This window comes from Terrabacter sp. GCM10028922 (assembly GCF_042666095.1).
In the GTDB taxonomy this organism is placed as follows: Bacteria; Actinomycetota; Actinomycetes; order Actinomycetales; family Dermatophilaceae; genus Terrabacter.
The window spans coordinates 1-5,423 of the sequence record NZ_JBHTFG010000003.1; the positions used below are offsets into that span (position 1 = coordinate 1).

A 5,423-nucleotide genomic window follows, 5' to 3' on the forward strand; every position below is an offset into this window, starting at 1 on the left:
GGCGGGTAAGTTTGAAGGGTTGCCCCGGAGGCCTCCTCGGTGAGGTGGTTGATGGTGTGTGTCCGATTCTTGAGAACTCAACAGCGTGTCAAAAATCGATGCCAATTACCTCGTTTTGGGGCTTTGGCTGGTTGCCTTTTGTGGGTGGCTGGTTGGGGTTCTGAGCGAATTATCCTTTGGTTGAATTGAATGACGAGCTTTTTTGAGCTGGTTGTTTGACTTCAGTCAGGTTTTCGAGCCCTTCTGGGTTCAATGTTTGCTCGTCGCGCCTTTGGGTGTGGTGGGTGTTTGAACATCAACGGAGAGTTTGATCCTGGCTCAGGACGAACGCTGGCGGCGTGCTTAACACATGCAAGTCGAACGGTGACGATCAAGCTTGCTTGGTCTGATCAGTGGCGAACGGGTGAGTAACACGTGAGTAACCTGCCCCAGACTCTGGGATAACCCCGGGAAACCGGAGCTAATACCGGATATGACACCAATCCGCATGGGTATGGTGTGGAAAGTTTTTCGGTCTGGGATGGACTCGCGGCCTATCAGCTTGTTGGTGAGGTAGTGGCTCACCAAGGCGACGACGGGTAGCCGGCCTGAGAGGGCGACCGGCCACACTGGGACTGAGACACGGCCCAGACTCCTACGGGAGGCAGCAGTGGGGAATATTGCACAATGGGCGAAAGCCTGATGCAGCGACGCCGCGTGAGGGATGACGGCCTTCGGGTTGTAAACCTCTTTCAGCAGGGAAGAAGCGAAAGTGACGGTACCTGCAGAAGAAGCACCGGCTAACTACGTGCCAGCAGCCGCGGTAATACGTAGGGTGCGAGCGTTGTCCGGAATTATTGGGCGTAAAGAGCTTGTAGGTGGTTTGTCGCGTCTGCTGTGAAAATCCGGGGCTCAACCCCGGACTTGCAGTGGGTACGGGCAGACTAGAGTGTGGTAGGGGAGACTGGAATTCCTGGTGTAGCGGTGGAATGCGCAGATATCAGGAGGAACACCGATGGCGAAGGCAGGTCTCTGGGCCATTACTGACACTGAGAAGCGAAAGCATGGGGAGCGAACAGGATTAGATACCCTGGTAGTCCATGCCGTAAACGTTGGGAACTAGGTGTGGGTCTCATTCCACGAGATCCGTGCCGCAGCTAACGCATTAAGTTCCCCGCCTGGGGAGTACGGCCGCAAGGCTAAAACTCAAAGGAATTGACGGGGGCCCGCACAAGCGGCGGAGCATGCGGATTAATTCGATGCAACGCGAAGAACCTTACCAAGGCTTGACATACACCGGAATCACTCAGAGATGGGTGCGTCTTCGGACTGGTGTACAGGTGGTGCATGGTTGTCGTCAGCTCGTGTCGTGAGATGTTGGGTTAAGTCCCGCAACGAGCGCAACCCTCGTTCTATGTTGCCAGCACGTCGTGGTGGGGACTCATAGGAGACTGCCGGGGTCAACTCGGAGGAAGGTGGGGATGACGTCAAATCATCATGCCCCTTATGTCTTGGGCTTCACGCATGCTACAATGGCCGGTACAAAGGGCTGCGAAACCGCGAGGTGGAGCGAATCCCAAAAAACCGGTCTCAGTTCGGATTGGGGTCTGCAACTCGACCCCATGAAGTCGGAGTCGCTAGTAATCGCAGATCAGCAACGCTGCGGTGAATACGTTCCCGGGCCTTGTACACACCGCCCGTCAAGTCACGAAAGTCGGTAACACCCGAAGCCGGTGGCCCAACCCTTGTGGGGGGAGCCGTCGAAGGTGGGACTGGCGATTGGGACTAAGTCGTAACAAGGTAGCCGTACCGGAAGGTGCGGCTGGATCACCTCCTTTCTAAGGAGCATCTGCTCACGGGCCTCGTGTCCGTGATCCAGAGCCCGGTCTGAGTGCGAACGTCACTCAGCGGGTGCTCAAGGGTGGAACATCGATTATTTGGCACCGTCCTGGTGTCTCTGACTAGTACAAGCCGGCAGCTCCCCGTCAAACGGGTGCTGCGTCCCCTTCGGGGGTGCGGCAGTGGAACGTGGGGGATGGTGGGTGCGGTGTCTGACACGTTGTTGGGTCCTGAAGGATCGGGCGACACGGATGGCTCTGCTGGCCGGCTGCGATGCAGCCGGGTGGGGGGCGGGTTCCGTGGGGCCGGGTTTCTTCTGGTCGTGGGCCCTGTCGATGGCGCAGCTTCGCTGTGTCGGGTGCGGGGTGCCGGTTGTATTTTGAGAACTTCACAGTGGACGCGAGCATCTTTGTAGTGTCAAGTTTTTAAGGGCACACGGTGGATGCCTTGGCACCAGGAACCGAAGAAGGACGTAGGAATCTGCGATAAGCCTCGGGTAGTCGATAACCAGACTGTGATCCGAGGATTTCCGAATGGGGAAACCCGGCTGGAGGCAAGTCCAGTCACCCGCACCTGAATATATAGGGTGCGTGGAGGGAACGTGGGGAAGTGAAACATCTCAGTACCCACAGGAAGAGAAAACAACAGTGATTCCGTGAGTAGTGGCGAGCGAAAGCGGATGAGGCTAAACCGGGCGTGTGTGATAGCTGTCAGGCGTTGCATGTCCGGGGTCGTGGGACCCGCCAACAGGCTCTGACAGGCCTGTAGGGAGTAAGAAATCTGCGTCATAGTCGAAGAGCATTGAATGGCTCGGCACAGAGGGTGCGACCCCCGTAGACGAAATGGTGTGGACTCCCGGTGGATTTCCCAAGTAGCACGGGGCCCGAGAAATCCCGTGTGAATCTGGCAGGACCACCTGCTAAGCCTAAATATTCCCTGGTGACCGATAGCGGACAAGTACCGTGAGGGAAAGGTGAAAAGTACCCCGGGAGGGGAGTGAAATAGATCCTGAAACCGTGTGCCTACAATCCGTTGGAGCCTCCCGTCGTTGGACGTGTGGGGTGACAGCGTGCCTTTTGAAGAATGAGCCTGCGAGTTAGTGCTCAGTGGCGAGGTTAACCCGTGTGGGGAAGCCGTAGCGAAAGCGAGTCCGAACAGGGCGATTGAGTCGCTGGGTCTAGACCCGAAGCGGAGTGATCTACCCATGGCCAGGTTGAAGCGCAGGTAAGACTGCGTGGAGGACCGAACCCACTTAGGTTGAAAACTGAGGGGATGAGCTGTGGGTAGGGGTGAAAGGCCAATCAAACTCCGTGATAGCTGGTTCTCCCCGAAATGCATTTAGGTGCAGCGTCACGTGTTTCTTGCCGGAGGTAGAGCTACTGGATAGCCGATGGGCCTCACCAGGTTACTGACGTTAGCCAAACTCCGAATGCCGGTAAGTGAGAGCGTGGCAGTGAGACTGCGGGGGATAAGCTCCGTAGTCGAGAGGGAAACAGCCCAGATCACCAGCTAAGGTCCCTAAGCGTGTGCTAAGTGGGAAAGGATGTGGAGTTGCTGTGACAACCAGGAGGTTGGCTTAGAAGCAGCCACCCTTTAAAGAGTGCGTAATAGCTCACTGGTCAAGTGATTCCGCGCCGACAATGTAGCGGGGCTCAAGCACACCACCGAAGCTGTGGCATTGACATATTGCTCGGCACCGACACCTGCGGGTTCGGTGTCCAGGCGTGTTGATGGGTAGGGGAGCGTCGTGTTGCCAGGGAAGCGGCGGAGTGATCCAGCCGTGGAGGCTACACGAGTGAGAATGCAGGCATGAGTAGCGAATGACGGGCGAGAAACCCGTCCGCCGAATAACCAAGGGTTCCAGGGTCAAGCTAATCTGCCCTGGGTAAGTCGGGACCTAAGGCGAGGCCGACAGGCGTAGTCGATGGACATCCGGTTGATATTCCGGAACCGGCGAAGAACCGCCCATGATGAACCTAGTGATGCTAAGTGCCTGAAGCACGCCCACCAACCCTTCGGGGTTACCGGGTGTGTGGAGCGCACGACCCGATCTGGTAGTAGTCAAGCGATGGAGTGACGCAGGAAGGTAGCCTCCGCGTGGCGATGGTTGTCCACGTCCAAGGGTGTAGGGCGCGATCCAGGCAAATCCGGATCGCATGAAGCCTGAGACCTGATAGTGACCGCGAATGCGGGAAGAGGGTGATCCTATGCTGCCGAGAAAAACTTCTAGCGAGGTTCGAGCCGCCCGTACCCCAAACCGACTCAGGTGGTTAGGTAGAGAATACCAAGGCGATCGAGTGAATCGTGGTTAAGGAATTCGGCAAAATACCCCCGTAACTTCGGGAGAAGGGGGGCCCTGATCGTGACGGAACTAGCTTCCCGAGCGTGATCGGCCGCAGAGACCAGGGAGAAGCGACTGTTTACTAAAAACACAGGTCCGTGCCAAGTCGCAAGACGATGTATACGGACTGACGCCTGCCCGGTGCTGGAACGTTAAGGGGACGGGTTAGCCTCACGGCGAAGCTCAGAACTTAAGCGCCAGTAAACGGCGGTGGTAACTATAACCATCCTAAGGTAGCGAAATTCCTTGTCGGGTAAGTTCCGACCTGCACGAATGGCGTAACGACTTCTCCACTGTCTCAACCACGAACTCGGCGAAATTGCACTACGAGTAAAGATGCTCGTTACGCGCAGCAGGACGGAAAGACCCCGGGACCTTTACTACAGCTTGGTATTGGTGTTCGGTACGGCTTGTGTAGGATAGGTGGGAGACTGTGAAGCCGTCACGTCAGTGATGGTGGAGTCAACGTTGAAATACCACTCTGGTCGTTCTGGATATCTAACCTCGGTCCGTGATCCGGATCAGGGACAGTGCCTGGTGGGTAGTTTAACTGGGGCGGTTGCCTCCTAAAAGGTAACGGAGGCGCCCAAAGGTTCCCTCAGCCTGGTTGGCAATCAGGTTTTGAGTGTAAGTGCACAAGGGAGCTTGACTGTGAGACAGACATGTCGAGCAGGGACGAAAGTCGGGACTAGTGATCCGGCGGTGGCTTGTGGAAGCGCCGTCGCTCAACGGATAAAAGGTACCCCGGGGATAACAGGCTGATCTTGCCCAAGAGTCCATATCGACGGCATGGTTTGGCACCTCGATGTCGGCTCGTCGCATCCTGGGGCTGGAGTAGGTCCCAAGGGTTGGGCTGTTCGCCCATTAAAGCGGTACGCGAGCTGGGTTTAGAACGTCGTGAGACAGTTCGGTCCCTATCCGCTGTGCGCGTAGGAAACTTGAGAAAGGCTGTCCCTAGTACGAGAGGACCGGGATGGACGAACCTCTGGTGTGTCAGTTGTTCTGCCAAGAGCACCGCTGATTAGCTACGTTCGGAAGTGATAACCGCTGAAAGCATCTAAGCGGGAAGCACGTTTCAAGATGAGGTTTCCAGGCCCGCGAGGGCGAGAGGCTCCCAGCTAGACGACTGGGTTGATAGGCCGGATGTGGAAGCACAGCAATGTGTGGAGCTGACCGGTACTAATAAGCCGATAACTTGACTTACAAAGATGCTACGCGTCCACTGTGCGGTTCCCGAGATACAAACGGGAACACGCAAACCCCC

The 5,423-nt window shown here is 56.6% G+C and carries 2 rRNA genes; both read left to right on the forward strand.

The features are described 5' to 3' along the window. Positions 1–295: 295 nt before the first annotated feature. A 16S ribosomal RNA gene (locus ACFQU3_RS03625) occupies positions 296–1,817 on the forward strand. 416 nt (positions 1,818–2,233) lie between these two features. After that, a 23S ribosomal RNA gene (locus ACFQU3_RS03630) occupies positions 2,234–5,362 on the forward strand. The 16S and 23S rRNA genes sit together here, the layout of an rRNA operon. Positions 5,363–5,423: the final 61 nt, after the last annotated feature.